The organism is Citrobacter sp. CtB7.12 (genome assembly GCF_001297795.1).
Classification (GTDB): Bacteria; Pseudomonadota; Gammaproteobacteria; order Enterobacterales; family Enterobacteriaceae; genus Citrobacter_A; species Citrobacter_A amalonaticus.
The window spans coordinates 135,695-154,268 of the sequence record NZ_LIFT01000002.1; the positions used below are offsets into that span (position 1 = coordinate 135,695).

An 18,574-nucleotide genomic window follows, 5' to 3' on the forward strand; every position below is an offset into this window, starting at 1 on the left:
GAAAATCAGGTCAGGACATAATACGTGCGATTATTTGCTCAATTAAGCTGGTATTTTCGCCGGGAGTGGCGTCGCTACCTCGGGGCGGTTGCCTTGCTTATCCTCATCGCTATTCTGCAACTCATTCCACCAAAAGTGGTCGGTATTGTGGTGGATGGCGTATCTACACAACGCTTTACGCCGCAACAGATCATGCTGTGGATTGGCACCATCGCCCTGATTGCCGTGGTGGTCTATCTGTTGCGCTATGTCTGGCGCGTGCTGCTGTTTGGTGCGTCTTACCAACTGGCGGTGGAGCTACGCGAAGATTATTACCGCCAACTCAGCCGCCAGCATCCTGAATTTTATCTGCGCCACCGCACTGGTGATCTCATGGCGCGCGCCACCAATGATGTCGACCGCGTGGTCTTTGCCGCCGGGGAAGGGGTTCTGACGCTGGTGGATTCGCTGGTGATGGGCTGTGCGGTGCTGATTGTGATGTCCACGCAGATCAGCTGGCAGCTTACGCTGTTTGCTCTACTGCCGATGCCGGTAATGGCGCTGATGATCAAACGCTACGGCGATCGTCTGCATGATCGTTTCAGACTGGCACAGGCGGCGTTCTCCAGTCTCAATGACCGTACCCAGGAGAGCCTGACCAGTATTCGTATGATCAAAGCCTTTGGTCTGGAGGATCGGCAGTCCGCACTGTTTGCGGCTGATGCGGAAGATACCGGGAAGAAAAACATGCGCGTGGCGCGTATTGATGCCCGTTTTGATCCGACGATTTATATCGCCATCGGCACGGCGAACCTGCTGGCTATCGGTGGCGGCAGTTGGATGGTCGTACAAGGTTCGCTGACGCTGGGACAACTGACCAGCTTCATGATGTACCTCGGGCTGATGATTTGGCCGATGCTGGCGCTGGCGTGGATGTTTAACATCGTGGAACGCGGTAGCGCCGCTTACGGTCGTATTCGCGCGATGCTGGCCGAAGCGCCGGTGGTGAATGATGGCAGCGAACCGGTGCCGGAAGGGCGGGGCGAACTGGCGGTGGCGATCCGTGCGTTCTGCTATCCGCAAACCACGCACCCGACGCTGGAAAACGTCAATTTTCAGCTTAAGCCTGGGCAGATGCTCGGCATCTGCGGGCCGACAGGCGCGGGTAAAAGTACTGTGTTGTCGCTGATTCAGCGCCATTTCGATATCACCGAGGGGGATATCCGCTTTCATGACATCCCTCTGCCACGCCTGCAACTGGATAGCTGGCGCAGTCGGCTGGCGGTGGTCAGTCAGACGCCATTCCTGTTTTCAGATACCGTGGCGAATAACATTGCGCTGGGCTGCCCCAGCGCCACGCAACAGGATATTGAACATGTGGCGCGTTTAGCCAGCGTACATGAGGATATTCTTCGTCTGCCGCAGGGCTACGATACCGAGGTCGGCGAGCGCGGCGTGATGCTTTCTGGCGGACAGAAACAGCGTATCTCCATTGCGCGGGCGCTGTTGCTGAATGCCGAAATCCTGGTCCTGGACGACGCCCTGTCGGCGGTGGACGGGCGAACGGAGCATCAGATCTTGCACAATCTGCGCCAGTGGGGAGAAGGGCGAACGGTGATTATCAGCGCGCACCGCCTCTCGGCGCTGACTGAAGCGAGCGAAATCATCGTGATGCAGCATGGGCATATCGCGCAGCGCGGCGATCACGAGGCGCTGGTGCAGCAGGCGGGGTGGTATCGCGATATGTACCGTTATCAGCAACTGGAAGCGGCGCTTGATGATGCACCGGAAAATAACGAGGAGGCGGCAAATGCGTAGTTTTGGGCAGTTATGGCCGACCCTCAAACGCCTGCTGGCCTATGGATCGCCATGGCGAAAACCATTAGGCGTTGCAGTGATTATGCTGTGGGTCGCGGCGGCCGCAGAAGTCAGCGGGCCGCTACTGATAAGCTACTTCATCGACAACATGGTGGCTAAAAATAATCTGCCGCTGGGGAGGGTGACCGGACTCATTGCCGCCTATCTTGGGCTGCAGATTCTCGCCGCCAGTCTGCACTATGCTCAGTCGCTGTTGTTTAACCGCGCAGCGGTCGGCGTGGTGCAGCAATTGCGTACCGACGTGATGGATGCCGCGCTGCGCCAGCCGTTGAGTGAATTTGACACGCAGCCCGTCGGACAGCTCATTTCGCGCGTCACCAACGATACCGAAGTGATCCGCGATCTGTATGTCACGGTAGTCGCGACAGTTCTGCGCAGCGCGGCCCTGATTGGCGCGATGCTGGTGGCAATGTTCAGTCTCGACTGGCGCATGGCGCTGGTGGCGATCCTGATTTTCCCGGCGGTGCTGGTGGTGATGATTATCTATCAGCGTTACAGCACGCCGATAGTCCGCCGCGTGCGGGCTTATCTCGCCGATATTAATGACGGTTTCAACGAAGTGATCAACGGCATGAGCGTGATCCAGCAGTTTCGCCAGCAGGCGCGCTTTGGCGAGAGGATGGGGGAAGCCAGCCGCTCGCATTATCTGGCGCGTATGCAGACGTTGCGTTTAGATGGCTTCTTATTACGGCCTCTGCTGAGCCTGTTTTCCGCGCTCATTCTCTGCGGTCTGTTGATGTTGTTCAGTTTTACGTCGGCAGGGACAATAGAAGTCGGGGTGCTCTACGCCTTTATCAGTTATCTGGGACGCCTGAATGAACCGCTGATCGAACTGACCACTCAGCAGTCGATGCTGCAACAGGCCGTGGTGGCCGGGGAGCGCGTGTTTGAACTGATGGACGGGCCGCGCCAGCGTTACGGGCAGGACCCGCGACCGCTGGCGTCCGGGCAGATTGACGTTGAGGATGTGTCGTTCGCCTACCGCGATGATAATCTGGTGCTGCAAAATGTCAGCCTTTCCGTACCGTCCCGCAGTTTTGTTGCACTGGTTGGGCATACCGGCAGCGGTAAAAGTACGCTTGCCAGTCTGCTGATGGGCTATTACCCACTGAGTCAGGGGGAGATTCGCCTTGACGGGCGTCCATTACGTTCACTGAGTCACAGCGCGTTGCGTCAGGGCGTCGCGATGGTGCAACAGGATCCGGTGGTCATGGCGGATTCATTCCTGGCAAACGTGACGCTGGGGCGGGATATCTCTGAAGAACAAGTGTGGCAAGCCCTGGAGACGGTGCAACTGGCGGAACTGGCTCGCGGGATGAGCGAAGGCATTCATACCCAACTTGGTGAGCAGGGGAACAATCTCTCCGTCGGGCAGAAACAGCTGCTGGCGCTGGCGCGGGTGCTGGTGGCAACGCCGCAAATTTTGATCCTCGACGAAGCGACTGCCAGTATCGATTCCGGTACCGAGCAGGCCATTCAACATGCGCTGGCCGCCGTGCGCGAACACACCACGCTGGTGGTGATTGCGCACCGACTGTCGACCATTGTTGAGGCGGACACCATTCTGGTGCTTCATCGTGGACAGGCGGTAGAGCGTGGTACTCATCAGCAACTGCTTGCGGCGCAAGGGCGCTACTGGCAGATGTATCAGCTCCAGCTCGCTGGCGAAGAGCTTGCCGCCAGCGTTCGCGAGGAGTCGCTTCCCGCCTGATGCACCGCCACTGCCGGGTCGCTTCGGCGGTGGTGCAAAAATGTAACGCATCATGCACTGCCATGGTGCGTTTTTCTTTTCCCGTTCCGTTTTCCATTCTGAATCGCCCGTCAGACGGCCTGTAGAACAGACATCGGCCCCGCTTTTTCAATTCTGGCATACCCCTTGCAATACCTCAGTCGTGTAGTCGCACCATATGCCGAATTCTGACTGGAGGGGATCTATGAAGCTGGTTACCGTGGTAATCAAACCGTTCAAACTGGAAGACGTTCGCGAAGCGCTCTCTTCTATTGGTATTCAAGGGCTGACCGTCACCGAAGTGAAAGGGTTCGGACGTCAGAAGGGTCATGCCGAGTTATATCGGGGTGCAGAGTACAGCGTCAACTTCCTGCCTAAAGTGAAGATTGATGTGGCCATTGCCGACGACCAACTGGATGAAGTGATCGATGTCATCAGCAAGGCGGCCTACACCGGAAAAATTGGCGACGGCAAAATTTTCGTCGCGGAGCTGCAACGCGTCATTCGTATTCGCACCGGCGAAGCTGACGAAGCGGCGCTGTAAAGCCTGGCACACAGTAACGGGAAACGACAAAATGAAGATAGCAACGATGAAAACGGGCCTTGCTTCGCTGGCGCTGCTGCCAGGTCTCGCGATGGCTGCTCCGGCAGTGGCGGATAAAGCCGATAACGCCTTTATGATGATTTGTACCGCGCTGGTGCTGTTTATGACCATACCGGGTATCGCCCTGTTTTACGGCGGTTTGATCCGCGGGAAGAACGTCCTGTCGATGCTGACGCAGGTCACCGTCACCTTTGCGCTGGTGTGCATCATATGGGTGGTGTTTGGTTATTCACTGGCATTCGGCGAAGGGAACAGCTTCTTCGGTAACTTCAACTGGGTGATGCTGAAAAACATTGAACTGACCGCCGTAATGGGCAGTATCTACCAGTATATTCACGTTGCTTTCCAGGGATCGTTTGCCTGTATTACTGTCGGCCTGATCGTCGGTTCGCTGGCGGAACGCATCCGTTTCTCGGCCGTCCTGATCTTCGTGGTGGTCTGGCTGACCCTCTCCTACATTCCGATTGCTCATATGGTGTGGGGCGGCGGCCTGTTGGGATCGCACGGTGCGCTGGACTTTGCCGGCGGTACCGTCGTGCATATCAACGCCGCCATCGCTGGCCTGGTGGGGGCCTACCTGATTGGCAAACGTGTGGGCTTCGGCAAAGAGGCGTTCAAACCGCATAACCTGCCGATGGTCTTTACTGGTACGGCGATCCTCTATATCGGTTGGTTCGGCTTTAACGCCGGTTCCGCAGGGACGGCGAACGAAATTGCTGCGCTGGCCTTTGTGAACACCGTTGTTGCCACGGCCGCCGCGATCCTCGGCTGGATCTTCGGCGAGTGGGCGTTGCGCGGTAAACCGTCTCTGCTGGGGGCATGCTCAGGGGCGATTGCCGGTCTGGTTGGCGTGACGCCTGCCTGTGGTTACATCGGTGTCGGTGGCGCGTTAATCATTGGCGTGGTGGCTGGCGTGGCCGGGCTGTGGGGCGTGACAATGCTCAAACGTCTGCTGCGCGTTGATGACCCGTGTGATGTGTTTGGCGTTCACGGTGTCTGCGGGATTGTCGGTTGTATTCTTACCGGGGTCTTTGCCTCAAGCGCACTGGGCGGTGTGGGCTTTGCTGAAGGGGTGACGATGGGGCATCAGCTGCTGGTTCAGCTTGAGAGCATCGCCATCACGATCGTCTGGTCTGGCGTCGTGGCCTTCATCGGCTACAAGCTGGCGGATATGACCGTTGGTCTGCGCGTCCCGGAAGAGCAAGAGCGCGAAGGGCTGGATGTGAACAGTCACGGCGAGAATGCCTACAACGCATAACAGAAAAATGCCCGGTGAACTTAACCGGGCAACGCGGGATATCGCCGGATGCGCAGCAATGCCATCCGGTTTTTTATTCGTTGTGATTACGCATTACCCCTTCCTGCACGGTCGAGGCCACCAGTTTGCCATCCTGCGTGTAGAACTCGCCGCGAACAAATCCGCGCGCGCTGGAGGCCGACGTGCTTTCCACGCTGTACAGCAGCCATTCATTCAAATCAAACGGACGGTGGAACCACATGGAATGGTCGATCGTGGCAATCTGAATCCCTTTTTCCAGGAAACCAATGCCGTGAGGTTGCAGGGCAACCGGCAGGAAATTGAGATCGGAGGCGTAGCCCAACAGATACTGATGGACGCGAATGTCGTTGGGTAACGTACCGTTCGCGCGGATCCACACCTGGCGCGTGGGTTCTGCCACATGGCCTTTTAACGGGTTATGAAACTCAACGGGACGCACTTCCAGCGGGCGATCGCAGAGAAATTTATCTTTTAAAATCGGCGGCAACTGATGCGCGACTGACCGGGCAATGTCGGTTTCTGATGTTAATCCTTCCGGCGCGGGGGCGTGCGGCATGGTTTTTTGATGTTCGAAACCGGGCTCTGGCGCCTGGAATGAAGCGGTCATATAAAAAATAGGCTTTCCGTTCTGAATAGCGGCAACGCGGCGAGCGCTGAAGCTGTTGCCGTCGCGCAGAACTTCCACGTCATAAATAATCGGTCGCTGGCTATCACCAGGGCGTAAAAAATAGCTATGAAACGAGTGGACCAGGCGTTCTTCTGGTACCGTTTCTTTCGCTGCATACAGCGCCTGACCGACGACCTGTCCACCAAATACCTGGCGCAGCCCTAAGTCTTCACTTTGGCCCCGAAAGAGTCCTTCCTCAATTTTTTCCAGATTCAACAATGTCAGCAAATTGTTCAGTGCCTGACTCATACATGCTCTCCAGGTAACAACGACGCCGAAGCGAGATAGGCAGAGTATAACGCAATTTTGGAAGTGGTCCGATGGGTGCAATAGTCTGAAAAACTGGCCAATTCCAGGCAAAAATAAGTGATATGTGCCACACTTAGCTACGTTACGTTTTTGTTAACCACTCTTCCGGCGGGAGGAAAACCCGCTGGTGCAGAGATGATAAGGAGAATTTAATGAAGCTCATGCACATGGTAAGTGGTTTAGCGGTTGCGGTTGCTCTGGCCGCCTGCGCGGATAAAAGCGCGGATATCCAGACGCCAGCGCCAAACCCAAACACTTCAGCAACGGCCACACAGCCTGCTATTCAGCAACCTAATGTCTCGGGTACCGTATGGATCCGTCAGAAAGTGGCATTGCCGCCTGACGCCGTGCTTACCGTGACCCTGTCGGATGCGTCGCTCGCCGACGCCCCGTCGAAAGTGTTGTCCCAGAAAGCGGTTCGTACCGAAGGGAAACAGGCGCCATTTAGCTTCGTTCTGCCGTTTAACCCGGCTGACGTGCAGCCGAATGCCCGCATTTTGCTGAGTGCGGCAATTACGGTGAATGACAAACTGGTGTTCATTACCGATACCGTTCAGCCGGTCATCAACCAGGGCGGCACGAAAGCCGATCTGACTCTGGTGCCGGTCCAGCAAACGGAAGTGCCTGTACAGGCAAGCGGTGGGGCAGCGACAACGGTGCCTTCAACTTCGCCAACGCAGGTCAACCCGTCTTCAGCGGTGCCTGCTCCGACACAGTACTAAGGCCTGTCTGACCCTCTCCATCCGGAGAGGGTCAATAATTCCAGCGATACCGTTGCAAATCAATCAGCCCGCTCCCTGATACCACAATACCTTCCGCCAGTAATGCCTGCCGTTGTCGCTGTAGATCGGGACCGGTGAGTGAAATCGCGCCGTGCCGATTCACCACCCGATGCCAGGGCAGGGTGCTGCCTTCGGGTAAACGTTTGAGTACGCCGCCAACCTGTCTGGCCGCGCGCGGAGAACCTGCTAGCAATGCGATGTCGCCATAAGTGGTGACACAGCCTTCGGGAATGGAGGCAACAATTTGCCAGACGCGCTGAGGGAAAGTGTCTTGTCTGTCCATGGTCTCTTCCTGCGGTAATCCTTCAGCATAATCTGGAATGGCGGGCGCGGGAAGTTCCATTGCGCAAGAAACCAGCATCTGACCGCCGATGGCTTGCAATTACAGGGGGCAGCAGTGATAATGCGCCTGCGCGTTGGTTAACAACGCTCTCAATGGGGGCTCTGTTGGTTCTCCCGCAACGCTACTCTGTTTACCAGGTCAGGTCCGGAAGGAAGCAGCCAAGGCAGATGACGCGTGTGCCGGGATGTAGCTGGCAGGGCCCCCACCCATTTGTGCCATCTGGCATCACATCTTCGTTTTTCTTCTTGTTGTTGTCATAGTTTTGTCATTTTTTTGTCATCAAATGCTGGCAAAGTGTTTTTGGGATGTTAAATCCTGGCGCTCAATTCGCTTATCACGCCATGGCGATCCTGTCGTCGCCGGAACCGTGCTTTTGCCTGTCCACAAGGATTCTTACGATGGCTACTGCAGTACTGAATGTCAAAATTGATGAGACGTTAAAAGAAAAACTTCGTCATTACGCTGAACTGAATAATGAGAATTTAAGCGTCACGACAGAAAAACTGCTGCTGATTGCCTTCGACGTTGCGGCAGAGGCGGGGGTCTCGGCTGGCGATATCGATAGCCAACACACGGAAGAGTCGTTTGTTGAGCCACTGACTCCTAAAGAAATCAAAGGATTGCGCAGACTACTGAAGAAGAAAAAATGAAACAGCAAACGCTCTCCATCGCCAGTAACTATGGCGAAGCCTGTGAACTGCTCCGCTCGGGTTATGTTAAGCATGTTTGCCTGAGCTGGAACGTCGGTAGTGATGAATTTTTCCGTATAGCCTCTGACTGGTGCGATGCCGGTGCCAAAATAAAGAAAGAGGGCGATAATTTTGTGATTTCCCTCAAGGGGTTTCCGGTTCCTCGTCAGCATTAAATAATCTTACGCACCTTAGCGTTGCCGGACTGCAGACGCAGTGTTTCCCAGATCGGTTCCAGGGTGTTAAACGCCGCGCGCAGAGGCTCTTCCGGTAAGGCAAACGGCATACGTAAGAAACGATCAAACGCGCCCGCGAGCCCAAAACGGGTGCCTGTTCCGAGTTGGATCCCGACGCTTTCCGCCCGCGTGGCGAAAAGCGTCGCCAGCGTATCCGGCAGTTCTACCCAGAAGGATAATCCGCCCTGTGGTTGCTGATAGCGCCACTCGGGAAAGTGTTTGCGCATCAGGGTGTCGCAGAGTGCGCGCCGCGCGGCGAGCTGTTGTCTGCGCTGCGGCAAAAATGAATCAGCATTATCAAGGAGCCACGTGGTGGCAAGTTGTTCGATGACCGGCGAGCCCAAATCGACCGTATCCCGTGTTTGCACCAGCGCGGCGATGGTAAGTGATGGCGCCCGCACCCAGCCCAGACGCAGTCCTCCCCAGAAACTCTTGCCCGCTGAACCCAGCATAATTACCGGGGCGTCGCAGTGATACGCCGCCAGTGGCGGGGGCGGTGGGGCGTCGTACCAGAGGTTCACCATCGTTTCGTCAATCACTAGCGTTGTACGCGTACGGGCAGCGATATCCACGATGACGTGCCGCGTCTCATCATCCATACACCGCCCGGTGGGATTATGAAAATCCGGCATCAGATAGGCCATTCTCGGTGAGGTCTGGGCGATGGTTGCGGCCAGTCCATCCGTATCCCAACCCTGTTCGGGTAATGACACGCCCACCGGTCGACAGGAGGCGCCCTGAATGGCCGCAATTGCCAGCGGGTACGTCGGATGATCGACCACTACCCGATCGCCGGGGCCAGTCAATAAGCGCAGGATCAGCGCCAGACCACTGACCGCGCCGTTGACCACCATGATTTCATCCGCCGTTGTCGGCAGGCCTCGCGCACAGTAATGACGGGCGAGCGATTCACGCAAGCCGAGTAATCCCTGTGGTTGATAGCCCGACGTCAGCAAATGCGGTGGCATCGCAATCAGCGCCTGTTGATAAGCCTGATGGATTTCAGGTCCCGCACTGAGGGCAGCGGTGGAGAGATCCAATGCCATCGTGGTACCGGTTCGCGTCGGCACTTCGCGGATATGACCTGGCAGAACCACACGCGACCCACTGCCGTGCCGACTCTCCAGATATCCCTCTTCCCGCAATTGCGCCAGCGCGCTGGCCACGGTGGTCCGGCTGACGTCGAGTACCGCAGCCAGTTCGCGTTCTCCGGGCAAACGGCTGTCGAGTGCCAGACGCCCGTCGAGGATCAGCAGACGCAACGCTTCTGCCAGTTGCCGCCAGAGCGGAGTTCTTGCGGCGCTGTCCTGCCAGTGCCCAAGCAGGCGCTGGAGAGATTGACTTCCATAACGACGTGATGACATTGCAGTCCACTTTTTCAAAACTGGTCATTAATCATAGTGCCAATTACAGAGATGATGAAGACTATCTGAACGGGGAGGGTGAAAATGGGACGTCGTCTGGTTCAACTTTATTTTGGGCTGGCTTTGTATGGGGTATCAACCGCGATGTTTGTGCGCGCGGATTTAGGTGCCGATCCGTGGAACGTGTTCCATCTGGGGCTGGCGAATCTGTTGTCGATGAAGATTGGCGTGGTGATGATTATTGTCGGCGCGCTGGTACTCCTGCTGTGGCTCCCCCTGCGTCAGCGCCCAGGATTGGGGACGCTCAGTAACGTGATTGTGATCGGGCTTGCCGCCGATGCCGCGCTGGCGATGATACCAACGTTTTCCTCTCTCGCGGTGCGTAGCCTTGTGCTGGTGGCGGCCGTGGTAGTGAACGCCCTGGCGACGGGGATGTACATTGGCGCGGGGTTTGGCGCCGGGCCGAGAGACGGTCTGATGACCGGTATTCACGCCCGCACGGGATGGTCGGTGCGTACGATCCGAACGGCGATTGAAGTTTCTGTTTTACTGAGCGGTTGGCTGCTCGGCGGTACGCTTGGCGTCGGAACCGTGCTGTATGCGCTGGCGATTGGACCGCTGATCCAGATCTGCCTGCCGTGGTTTCGCTACAAACCCAGGGCGCGGATTCATACGGCGTAGACAGGAGAGGGCGACTAAACTTATTCACGACTGACGCGGCTGGAATAGGCTTGTCGCGCGGTGGACTTCGGAGGTTTTTCTCATGAAGTACGTGGATGGATTTGTCCTTGCCGTACCTGCCGAAAACAAGGAGGCTTATAAGGCGATGGCGGCAAAAGCAGCACCGCTGTTCAAGGAATTTGGCGCGCTCCGCATTGTGGAATGTTGGGCCGAGGATGTGCCCGATGGCAAACTCACCGATTTTCGTATGGCGGTGAAAGCCGAGGAGCACGAAGAAGTGGTATTCAGTTGGATTGAATACCCGTCGAAAGAAGTGCGGGATGCGGCGAATCAGAAGATGATGAACGATCCGCGCATGAAAGCGTTCAGTGAGTCGATGCCGTTTGATGGTAAACGTATGATTTACGGCGGATTCTCCCCCATTATCGACGATTAGCGTGACTGGCTGTGCGGCGTGCCGCCAGCCATCTTTGCGTTATAAGCGTTTTTCCGCCCACAGAATAAATGCTTCTTTGGGCAGTGCTTTGCTGTAAAGCCAGCCCTGCCCATAATGGACGCCGTGCTGGCGCAACCAGTCTTCCTGATTAGCCGTTTCAATTCCTTCCGCCACCATTTTCAGCTTCAGCGTTTTGGCCATTTCGATGATATGCGGCGTCACGTTTTTATATTCGAGCGCATCGACAAACGATTTGTCGATTTTCAGGATATCTACGTCCAGATTCTGCAAATAACTAAGACTGGAATAGCCGGTGCCAAAATCATCAATATAGATAGCATGCCCCGCCTTACGATAGCGGGCGACAATGGGTGAACTGGTTTTCGGATCGGCAAATCCCCGTTCCGTCAGTTCCAGCGCAATCTGTGAGGGGGCAAGCTGATACCGGTTAAGCCGTTTACTGAGCAACGTCGGGAGCTTTTCAGAGGCGAGATCCGCCGCTTCAACATTTATGGAAATATGCTGTTCGGGATGCTGCTTCAGCCATTTCCCCATATCCTCAAATACCGTTTCAATGATTAAGCGGGTGAGAGGTTCGGTAAGACCAGTCTCTTCGGCCAGAGTGATGAAAATGTCGGGCGACAGGTCGCTGCCGTCAGTTTGCGGCCAGCGCGCCAGCGCTTCCGCCCCTACGATTTTGCCGGTGCTGAGTGACACAATAGGCTGATAATGGACCTTAATATCGCGGTTATTGATGGCATCCTGCAATCGGTGATGGGGTGACTGGAGACGGCGCAGAATGCGCAAAATAAAGGCGGCGGCCAGCAGACCGATCAGAGTGCCGGCGGGAACCCAGATCAGCGCCTGCCGGTACCAGATTTTTTGTAGTGGGAGGGTCGACGCCCAACTGACAATGGTAATGCCCATCTCCGGGAAAGGGCGAATCTCATAAATAATGCCATGACTTTCCATGTGGCGAGGCGTGGTTTCCTGAGTAAATTGCAGAATATTCGGTGCGAGCGCGCTGCTGCTGGCAATGACGGTATTGCGTTTTACGCCAATAATCGCGACATCGATCTGCCAGGCGCCAAAAGGAACCACGTCGATAAAAGAGGCGGGATCAATCATCACGATATAGTCGCCATAGCCCAGTGCTGCCATGTAACGCTCGATCCCCAGATCGTTATGCGCGGTAAACCAGGCGCGGTAGCCATCGTTAGTGATTTTCATGGGCGGCGGGAAGGCCGAGGTATAACTTTCCTGCTCCAGAGAGGAACAGCGTGGTATGTTGTTTCGCAGATACAGTACTTCCTGGACATAGCGATAGCTGAAGGAAAGTCTCCGCATCGCCAGTAAGTGTTCACGCGAGCACGGTGCGCTGTTCACGGCGTTAATCTGCTGTAATGCCTGTTTTGCCTGGGCCACCACGCGTTCAGTACGTTCAGAGACGCGCGATGAGTAGGTATCCAGCTCCTCGATGAATTTCTTTTCGACCTGGCGATGAGCGAGCCAGACACTCAAACCGACCGGAACCAATACGGCGAGGATAAGCACTCCTGTTACCAGACTGACCAGATGTCGTGTTCTCACGCAAATATCCTTAATAACGCATTGTAGAGAAAGTATATCCGATCGGGAAAAAAGCCCTGTAAATGATGTCGTTAATCTGCAGAATTTTTTGTGGGGAGTCCGACTTTTCGCCGTCTTCAATGCAAAAGAACGCGCGTTAATGCGGAAAGGATTGAACTGTCATGCGTTCAGCGATAAAGTAATGTTATATTATAACATAATATCAACGATGATGAGGATATCATGCAGGTCTTGAATTCATTACGTAGCGCAAAGCAGCGCCATCCCGACTGTCAGATCGTAAAGCGGAAAGGGCGTTTATATGTGATTTGTAAGAGCAACCCGCGTTTCAAAGCGGTACAGGGAAGGAAAAAACGACGTTAGAGAGAAGAGGGCCGGATAGAGGGAAAGTCTATCCGGCAATACCAATTGGCTATGGTGTGGCTTCTGCGCGGGCAAGAGTGAAGATATCGTAAAACGACAGTTCGCCTTTACGCGTCAGCATCTTCTGTAATTGCGCCTTACGTTCATCGTCAACGTCCGGGGAGTGAAGGATGGTGCTAATCAGTGTAGGAGGCACAAAGCGGGTGTTGTACCACTCGCCGTTGTAACACACCCTGAAATCCAGTACGTCGATATCTTCATAGCGATAGCGCGGGGCGACATCAAAAAAGAAAAAACCGTTGAGGATGACAAACAGCACCACCAGCAGCCAGACGGAGTCAACCAGCGTTTCTGATTGCAGCATGACCGCCAGCGTGGCAAACCACGCAACATACATCCCGATAAACAGGCCTGGATGTTTACGAATAAAGCTGATGCTAAAGCGGGGCTTATTATCGCGCTTCTCACGCACATTTAGATCGTCGATGGTTTCAGTGAGCAGGCGTTGTATTTCTGTCATTTTTTGCCTTCGTGATTTCGCAACTTACAGGGGAACGCCCTATTTTAAGTGGGCGATTAGCCTGAAAAAAGTAACAGATTAACCACAATTTAGCATAACAGTTACAATTCTATTTACAGTGTTTTAATAATCCGTGCTGGATTACCCCCCACCACGACGTTGGCGGGTACGCTTTTGGTCACTACGGCGCCGGAGGCAACCACCACATTGTCACCAATGCTGACGCCGGGATTAATGACCGCACGCCCACCAATCCAGACATTGTTGCCAATCGTGACGGGTTTGCCGAACTCCAGTCCGCTATTGCGTTCTGTCGCATCCAGCGGATGCGTGGCGGTATAGATATGAACGCCGGGAGCCAGCATGCAGTTATCACCAATAATAATGGGGCAGACGTCGAGCATGACGCAGTCGAAGTTGGCGTAGAAGTCTTTACCCAGGAAGATATTGTAACCGTAGTCACAGCGAAATGAAGGCTCGATGTAGGGGCGGTCGCACTGACCTAACAGGGCGTGGAGAATAGCCTGGCGTTCGGCCTTTTCATCCGGGGCGGTGTGATTGTAGCGGTGAACGAACCGACGCGCCTGCAATCGGTCATGGCGCAGAGTCTCATCTGCCGGGTGATACCGTTCACCCGCTATCATTTTACGCTTCTCTTCACTCATTCTGCGCTCTCTGCCTGTTCACTGGTGAGGCAATACAGTAGAGGGTCTGCGTTAATCAGGGAACGATCCCTGAACTATACCGTGACAGAAGTCACAATAGCCATGCTATTGTTATTGCAAATAAGATAAATGTTCTCCAGGAAAACATCCGTATTTCCTGATATTCAGTAATCAAATTAACGAATGAATTTCCAGACGGAGGAGGGGATCTTGTCGTAAAGTTTATTCATCGTCAATTCTGCAAGACGGTGATCGGCGGCTGAGTAAAATACAGCCAATTCATTGTCAGATAATTCATATTTATTTTTCTCAATCACGCGTTCAAGTGTGTCAATTGTCTGACAGCGTCGCAAGCGCATCAAATAATCAGTTTTAGTTAATGGTTTATCAGACATAAATCTTACCTATGATTGTAATAATTTTTAACAAGACAAACTAACAGGGTTAGCTCTGGTGGCATTCACAAAGCAGCGGAACAAGCGATTACCTGATTTCCGCCATTTCTGCAGATCCTGCGCATTAATGCCATAACTGCTGAACAACATAAATGTGTCGTCCAGATATTCATCAATCTGCTCAATCAGCTTATTGTCCTCATTATACTTAATTTTATAATTAAGTGCGAAGGTTGCAATATGCTCTATCAGTTCGTTGAGTTGAAGGTTGATCGCCGAGGTTGGGTCGTTTACCCAGCCATGATTGCTTTCTTCAAGGTTTGCAAGACAGTCGTGATAAAGCGTTTCACAAAGAAATTTAAGCTGCGCTATATCATGTCTTTTGGGTGAGTATTCATCCATAACGCATCCCCTTCTTAGTGGCTTGAACTAACCGAACACCTTTCGGGATGGGTACAACTAACTGACCTGGTACTTGCCTTCTACGCTTGATGATTTAACTATAATCTACTCTAAAAAAGATTTCATCGTTATATTACGAAAAATTACAATTAATGTAATATGAGAGAAAGTGAAGGTTTGTGGATTTTTCTCATTATAGCATGTCGCCAACCCATACCGAAATGAGATAATTACGTGATTATTTTGAAATTCATCAGATTATCCTCTCTTTCCATCCTCGTCGCTTACCTCCGGCACGAAACCAGAAACGGATGCCCCCCAGGAATTGTCTTAATAATGAGTGGTTAAGCAGGGAATAAGCCATAAGCCAAATGGCCAGAAATAGCCTTCATCCTCTTGTGGATTATAACCTTTATTATCTACAACCAAAAGTCAACAAGGTATCAATAAGCCCTTTTGCTGATTTCATTCGAAAAAAAGGCCGCTTGCGCGGCCTTTTATCAGATGAGCATCAGCGATGTTCTACGGAATGGCTGTGTTCAATATCTTCACTTTTCCGGCTGAAGCGGCGGCGTACCACCACAAAGAAGACCGGGACGAAGAAGATAGCCAGAACCGTTGCGGTGACCATCCCGCCCATAACGCCGGTACCTACGGCGTTCTGCGCGCCGGAACCGGCACCGGAGCTGATAACCAGTGGCATAACGCCCAGAATGAACGCCAGAGAGGTCATCAGGATCGGACGTAAACGCATACGAACCGCATCCAGCGTCGCTTCAATCAGGCCTTTGCCCTCTTTATCCATCAGATCTTTGGCGAATTCGACGATCAGTATCGCGTTCTTCGCCGACAACCCAATGGTGGTGAGCAGGCCCACCTGGAAGTAAACGTCGTTGGTCAGACCGCGGAAAGTGGCCGCTAACAGCGCACCAATTACCCCCAGCGGAACCACCAGCATAACGGAGAACGGAATCGACCAGCTCTCATACAACGCCGCCAGACACAGGAAGACGACAATCAGTGAGATGGCATACAGGGCAGGGGCCTGGTTACCGGACAGACGTTCCTGGTAGGACATCCCCGTCCAGTCGTAGCCGATACCGGATGGCAGCTTACTGGCCAACTGCTCCATCATTGCCATCGCTTCACCGGTACTCTTACCCGGTGCCGCCTGACCTAAGATCTCCATAGAAGGCAGACCGTTATAGCGTTCCAGACGCGGTGAACCGTATTCCCAGCGTGAAGACGAGAAGGCTGAGAACGGCACCATTTGACCATCGCTGCCGCGCACATACCAGTTACCGATATCTTCCGGCAACATACGGTATTTGGCTTCGGACATGACGTAAACTTTCTTCACACGACCGCGGTCGATAAAGTCGTTCACATAGCTTCCGCCCCATGCGGCACCCAGCGTGGTATTAATGTCGCTAATGGAAACACCTAGCGCCTGTGCTTTTTCCTGGTCGATATCAATCTTGAACTGCGGCGTATCTTCCAGACCGTTCGGACGAACGCCGACCAGCAGATCCGGATGTTTTGCCACTTCACCGAACAACTGGTTACGCGCCTGGGTCAGTTTTTCGTGACCGAGTCCCGCCTGGTCAATCAACTGGAAGTCAAAACCAGTCGCGGTTCCCAGTTCCACAATCGCGGGCAGGTTAAAGGCGAATACCATGGCGTCTTTAATCTGCGAGAAGGCGGCTGAAGCGCGTTGGGTAATGGCTTCAACCTTGTTCTCTTCACCCGGACGGTCAGCCCAGTCTTTCAATGAGACGAACGCGATACCGGTGTTCTGACCACGACCTGCAAAGCCGAAGCCGTTAACCGCAAACACCGATTCAACGTTGTTCTTCTCTTTGGTAAGGAAGTAGTCGGTCATCTCATCAAGCACTTTCTGCGTCCGTTCCTGGGTCGCACCAGCAGGCAACTGGGCCATGCTCAGGAATACGCCCTGGTCTTCGTCCGGCAGGAAGGAGCTTGGCAGACGGACGAACAGGAACGCCATGCCGACGACGATGATCAGATACAGCAGCAGATAACGACCGGTGCTGCGCAGAATATTACCCACGCTGTCGGTGTAATGGTGCGTGCTCTTATCGAACATGCGGTTAAACCAGCCGAAGAAGCCTTTCTTGCCTTCACCGTGGTCGCCTTTAGCAACCGGTTTAAGCATGGTGGCGCACAGCGCCGGCGTCAGGATCAACGCAACCAGTACGGACAGCGCCATTGCGGACACAATGGTGATGGAGAACTGACGATAAATCGCACCGGTAGATCCGCCAAAGAAAGCCATCGGGATAAATACCGCAGACAGCACCATCGCAATACCCACCAGTGCGCCCTGAATCTGGCCCATGGATTTACGCGTGGCTTCTTTCGGCGGTAGCCCCTCTTCGGACATGACACGTTCGACGTTCTCGACCACCACGATGGCGTCATCTACCAACAGGCCGATGGCGAGCACCATCCCGAACATCGTCAGGGTGTTTATCGAGAAGCCAAAAGCGGCAAGCACCGCAAAGGTCCCCAACAGAACGACCGGTACTGCAATAGTCGGGATCAGCGTCGCGCGGAAGTTCTGCAGGAACAGATACATCACGAGGAACACGAGGATGATCGCTTCCGCCAGCGTTTTCACCACTTCGTGAATAGAGATTTTCACGAATGGGGTAGTGTCATACGGGTAAACGATTTTCAGGCCTGACGGGAAGAAAGGTTCCATCTTCACCAGTTCGGCACGGATCGCCGCGGCGGTATCCAGCGCGTTCGCGCCGGTCGCCAGTTTGATCCCCAGACCGGAGGCCGGTTTACCGTTGAACTTCGCGATGATGTCGTAGTTCTCGCCGCCCAGTTCAATTTTCGCGACGTCACGCAGGCGAACCTGAGAGCCGTCCTGGTTCACTTTCAGCAGGATTTTGCCGAACTCGTCGGTTGACGTCAGACGGGTCTGGGCAATAATCGATGCGTTAAGCTGCTGGCCTTTCACCGGCGGCGTACCGCCTAACTGACCGGCAGCTACCTGGGCGTTCTGCGCTTTGATAGCCGCAATGACATCGACCGGGGTCAACTGATACTTGTTGAGTTCGGTCGGGTCCATCCAGATACGCATCGCATACTGCGAACCAAACAGCTGAACGTCACCCACGCCGGAAGTACGGCTGATGGTGTCTTTCATGTTGGCGGCGACGTAATCCGAAATATCTTCCTGCGTCATGGTGCCGTCGGTATTGATAACCCCGACAACCATCAGGAAGCTACTGGACGACTTCTCAACGCTCACACCCTGTTGTTGTACTTCCTGCGGCAGTAACGGCATCGCCAGCTGCAGTTTGTTCTGCACCTGAACCTGCGCGATATCTGCATCCGTACCGGATTCAAACGTCAGGGTGATCTGCACGGTACCAGTGGAGTCACTGTTTGAGGACATGTACATCAGGTTATCGATACCGTTCATATTCTGTTCGATAACCTGCGTGACCGTATCCTGCACGGTTTTGGCATCAGCGCCAGGGTAGGTTGCGGAGATCGTCACTGCGGGCGGCGCAATCGTCGGATATTGCGCGACCGGCAGCTTGAGGATCGCAAGCCCCCCTGCCAACATGATGATGATGGCGATCACCCATGCAAATATGGGGCGATCGATAAAGAAATTAGGCATGT

The 18,574-nt window shown here is 54.2% G+C and carries 19 protein-coding genes and 1 other RNA gene; 11 read left to right on the plus strand and 9 right to left on the minus strand.

Annotation, left to right across the window (positions count from 1 at the left end; translation table 11 throughout):
• Window positions 1–24: 24 nt before the first annotated feature.
• The 4 genes from AOY24_RS02285 to amtB all read left to right on the plus strand — a co-directional run bounded on the left by AOY24_RS02285 (window position 25) and on the right by amtB (window position 5,448).
• The gene (locus tag AOY24_RS02285) at window positions 25–1,797 is read left to right on the plus strand and encodes a SmdA family multidrug ABC transporter permease/ATP-binding protein (RefSeq protein WP_044258950.1); all 1,773 of its coding nucleotides are present in this window, start codon (window positions 25–27) and stop codon (window positions 1,795–1,797) included.
• Window positions 1,790–3,568, plus strand: coding sequence for a SmdB family multidrug efflux ABC transporter permease/ATP-binding protein (locus AOY24_RS02290; RefSeq protein WP_044258949.1), 1,779 nt, complete (start codon window positions 1,790–1,792; stop codon window positions 3,566–3,568). Before AOY24_RS02285 ends, AOY24_RS02290 begins: the two co-directional genes overlap by 8 nt.
• A 223-nt stretch (window positions 3,569–3,791) precedes the next feature.
• Window positions 3,792–4,130 carry a P-II family nitrogen regulator gene (gene glnK / locus AOY24_RS02295; RefSeq protein ID WP_002891893.1) on the plus strand — a complete coding sequence of 113 codons (339 nt, stop codon included), beginning with the start codon at window positions 3,792–3,794 and terminating at the stop codon, window positions 4,128–4,130.
• Between the two features lie 31 nt (window positions 4,131–4,161).
• A complete protein-coding gene (amtB, locus tag AOY24_RS02300; RefSeq protein ID WP_043001568.1) occupies window positions 4,162–5,448 on the plus strand; it encodes an ammonium transporter AmtB in 1,287 nt (428 codons plus the stop codon).
• A gap of 73 nt (window positions 5,449–5,521) precedes the next feature.
• On the opposite strand, the gene tesB is transcribed toward amtB, so the two are convergent.
• Window positions 5,522–6,385 carry an acyl-CoA thioesterase II gene (gene tesB, locus AOY24_RS02305; RefSeq protein ID WP_043001567.1) on the minus strand — a complete coding sequence of 288 codons (864 nt, stop codon included), beginning with the start codon at window positions 6,383–6,385 and terminating at the stop codon, window positions 5,522–5,524.
• A gap of 212 nt (window positions 6,386–6,597) precedes the next feature.
• Here tesB and AOY24_RS02310 point away from each other — a divergent pair, with 212 nt between their 5' ends.
• Entirely contained in the window at window positions 6,598–7,167 is a 570-nt protein-coding gene (locus AOY24_RS02310; protein WP_044267638.1) for a YbaY family lipoprotein, read from the plus strand.
• Between the two features lie 31 nt (window positions 7,168–7,198).
• On the opposite strand, the gene AOY24_RS02315 is transcribed toward AOY24_RS02310, so the two are convergent.
• Window positions 7,199–7,510, minus strand: coding sequence for an MGMT family protein (locus AOY24_RS02315; RefSeq protein WP_043002001.1), 312 nt, complete (start codon window positions 7,508–7,510; stop codon window positions 7,199–7,201).
• A 162-nt stretch (window positions 7,511–7,672) separates the two neighbouring features.
• Between AOY24_RS02315 and ffs the strand changes: the two genes are divergently transcribed.
• The 3 genes from ffs (at window position 7,673) to AOY24_RS02325 (ending at window position 8,435) form a co-directional block, all read left to right on the plus strand.
• An RNA gene (ffs, locus tag AOY24_RS23375) (signal recognition particle sRNA small type) lies at window positions 7,673–7,769 on the plus strand.
• A gap of 199 nt (window positions 7,770–7,968) precedes the next feature.
• Window positions 7,969–8,220, plus strand: coding sequence for a hypothetical protein (locus AOY24_RS02320; RefSeq protein ID WP_054176082.1), 252 nt, complete (start codon window positions 7,969–7,971; stop codon window positions 8,218–8,220).
• On the plus strand, window positions 8,217–8,435 hold the full coding sequence (locus AOY24_RS02325; RefSeq protein ID WP_043001564.1) for a hypothetical protein: 219 nt from the start codon (window positions 8,217–8,219) through the stop codon (window positions 8,433–8,435). The genes AOY24_RS02320 and AOY24_RS02325 overlap by 4 nt, the downstream gene beginning before the upstream one ends.
• Here AOY24_RS02325 and AOY24_RS02330 read toward each other — a convergent pair.
• Window positions 8,432–9,859, minus strand: a complete 1,428-nt coding sequence (locus AOY24_RS02330; protein ID WP_054176083.1) for a PLP-dependent aminotransferase family protein — start codon at window positions 9,857–9,859, stop codon at window positions 8,432–8,434. The two genes, AOY24_RS02325 and AOY24_RS02330, sit on opposite strands and share 4 nt — an antisense overlap.
• A gap of 84 nt (window positions 9,860–9,943) precedes the next feature.
• Here AOY24_RS02330 and AOY24_RS02335 point away from each other — a divergent pair, with 84 nt between their 5' ends.
• The gene (locus AOY24_RS02335) at window positions 9,944–10,540 is read left to right on the plus strand and encodes a YitT family protein (protein ID WP_054176084.1); all 597 of its coding nucleotides are present in this window, start codon (window positions 9,944–9,946) and stop codon (window positions 10,538–10,540) included.
• A gap of 82 nt (window positions 10,541–10,622) precedes the next feature.
• Window positions 10,623–10,976, plus strand: a complete 354-nt coding sequence (locus AOY24_RS02340; RefSeq protein WP_043001561.1) for a DUF1428 domain-containing protein — start codon at window positions 10,623–10,625, stop codon at window positions 10,974–10,976.
• A 39-nt stretch (window positions 10,977–11,015) separates the two neighbouring features.
• On the opposite strand, the gene AOY24_RS02345 is transcribed toward AOY24_RS02340, so the two are convergent.
• Window positions 11,016–12,566 (minus strand): EAL domain-containing protein, encoded by a 1,551-nt coding sequence (locus AOY24_RS02345; RefSeq protein ID WP_054176085.1) that lies wholly within the window; start codon window positions 12,564–12,566, stop codon window positions 11,016–11,018.
• Between the two features lie 222 nt (window positions 12,567–12,788).
• On the opposite strand from AOY24_RS02345, the gene ykgO reads away from it, so the two are divergent.
• A complete protein-coding gene (ykgO, locus tag AOY24_RS23380; protein WP_003859006.1) occupies window positions 12,789–12,929 on the plus strand; it encodes a type B 50S ribosomal protein L36 in 141 nt (46 codons plus the stop codon).
• 49 nt (window positions 12,930–12,978) lie between these two features.
• Here the strand turns inward: ykgO and AOY24_RS02350 are convergent, their stop codons facing one another.
• The 5 genes from AOY24_RS02350 to acrB form a co-directional block, all read right to left on the minus strand.
• On the minus strand, window positions 12,979–13,449 hold the full coding sequence (locus AOY24_RS02350; protein WP_043001559.1) for a YlaC family protein: 471 nt from the start codon (window positions 13,447–13,449) through the stop codon (window positions 12,979–12,981).
• Window positions 13,450–13,562: 113 nt separating this feature from the next.
• Entirely contained in the window at window positions 13,563–14,114 is a 552-nt protein-coding gene (maa, locus tag AOY24_RS02355) for a maltose O-acetyltransferase (protein ID WP_044258934.1), read from the minus strand.
• A 176-nt stretch (window positions 14,115–14,290) separates the two neighbouring features.
• Window positions 14,291–14,509 carry an HHA domain-containing protein gene (locus AOY24_RS02360; RefSeq protein ID WP_001280991.1) on the minus strand — a complete coding sequence of 73 codons (219 nt, stop codon included), beginning with the start codon at window positions 14,507–14,509 and terminating at the stop codon, window positions 14,291–14,293.
• A gap of 27 nt (window positions 14,510–14,536) precedes the next feature.
• Window positions 14,537–14,911, minus strand: a complete 375-nt coding sequence (gene tomB / locus AOY24_RS02365) for an Hha toxicity modulator TomB (RefSeq protein ID WP_042324455.1) — start codon at window positions 14,909–14,911, stop codon at window positions 14,537–14,539.
• A 511-nt stretch (window positions 14,912–15,422) separates the two neighbouring features.
• Window positions 15,423–18,572 carry an efflux RND transporter permease AcrB gene (acrB, locus tag AOY24_RS02370; protein WP_043001557.1) on the minus strand — a complete coding sequence of 1,050 codons (3,150 nt, stop codon included), beginning with the start codon at window positions 18,570–18,572 and terminating at the stop codon, window positions 15,423–15,425.
• Window positions 18,573–18,574: the final 2 nt, after the last annotated feature.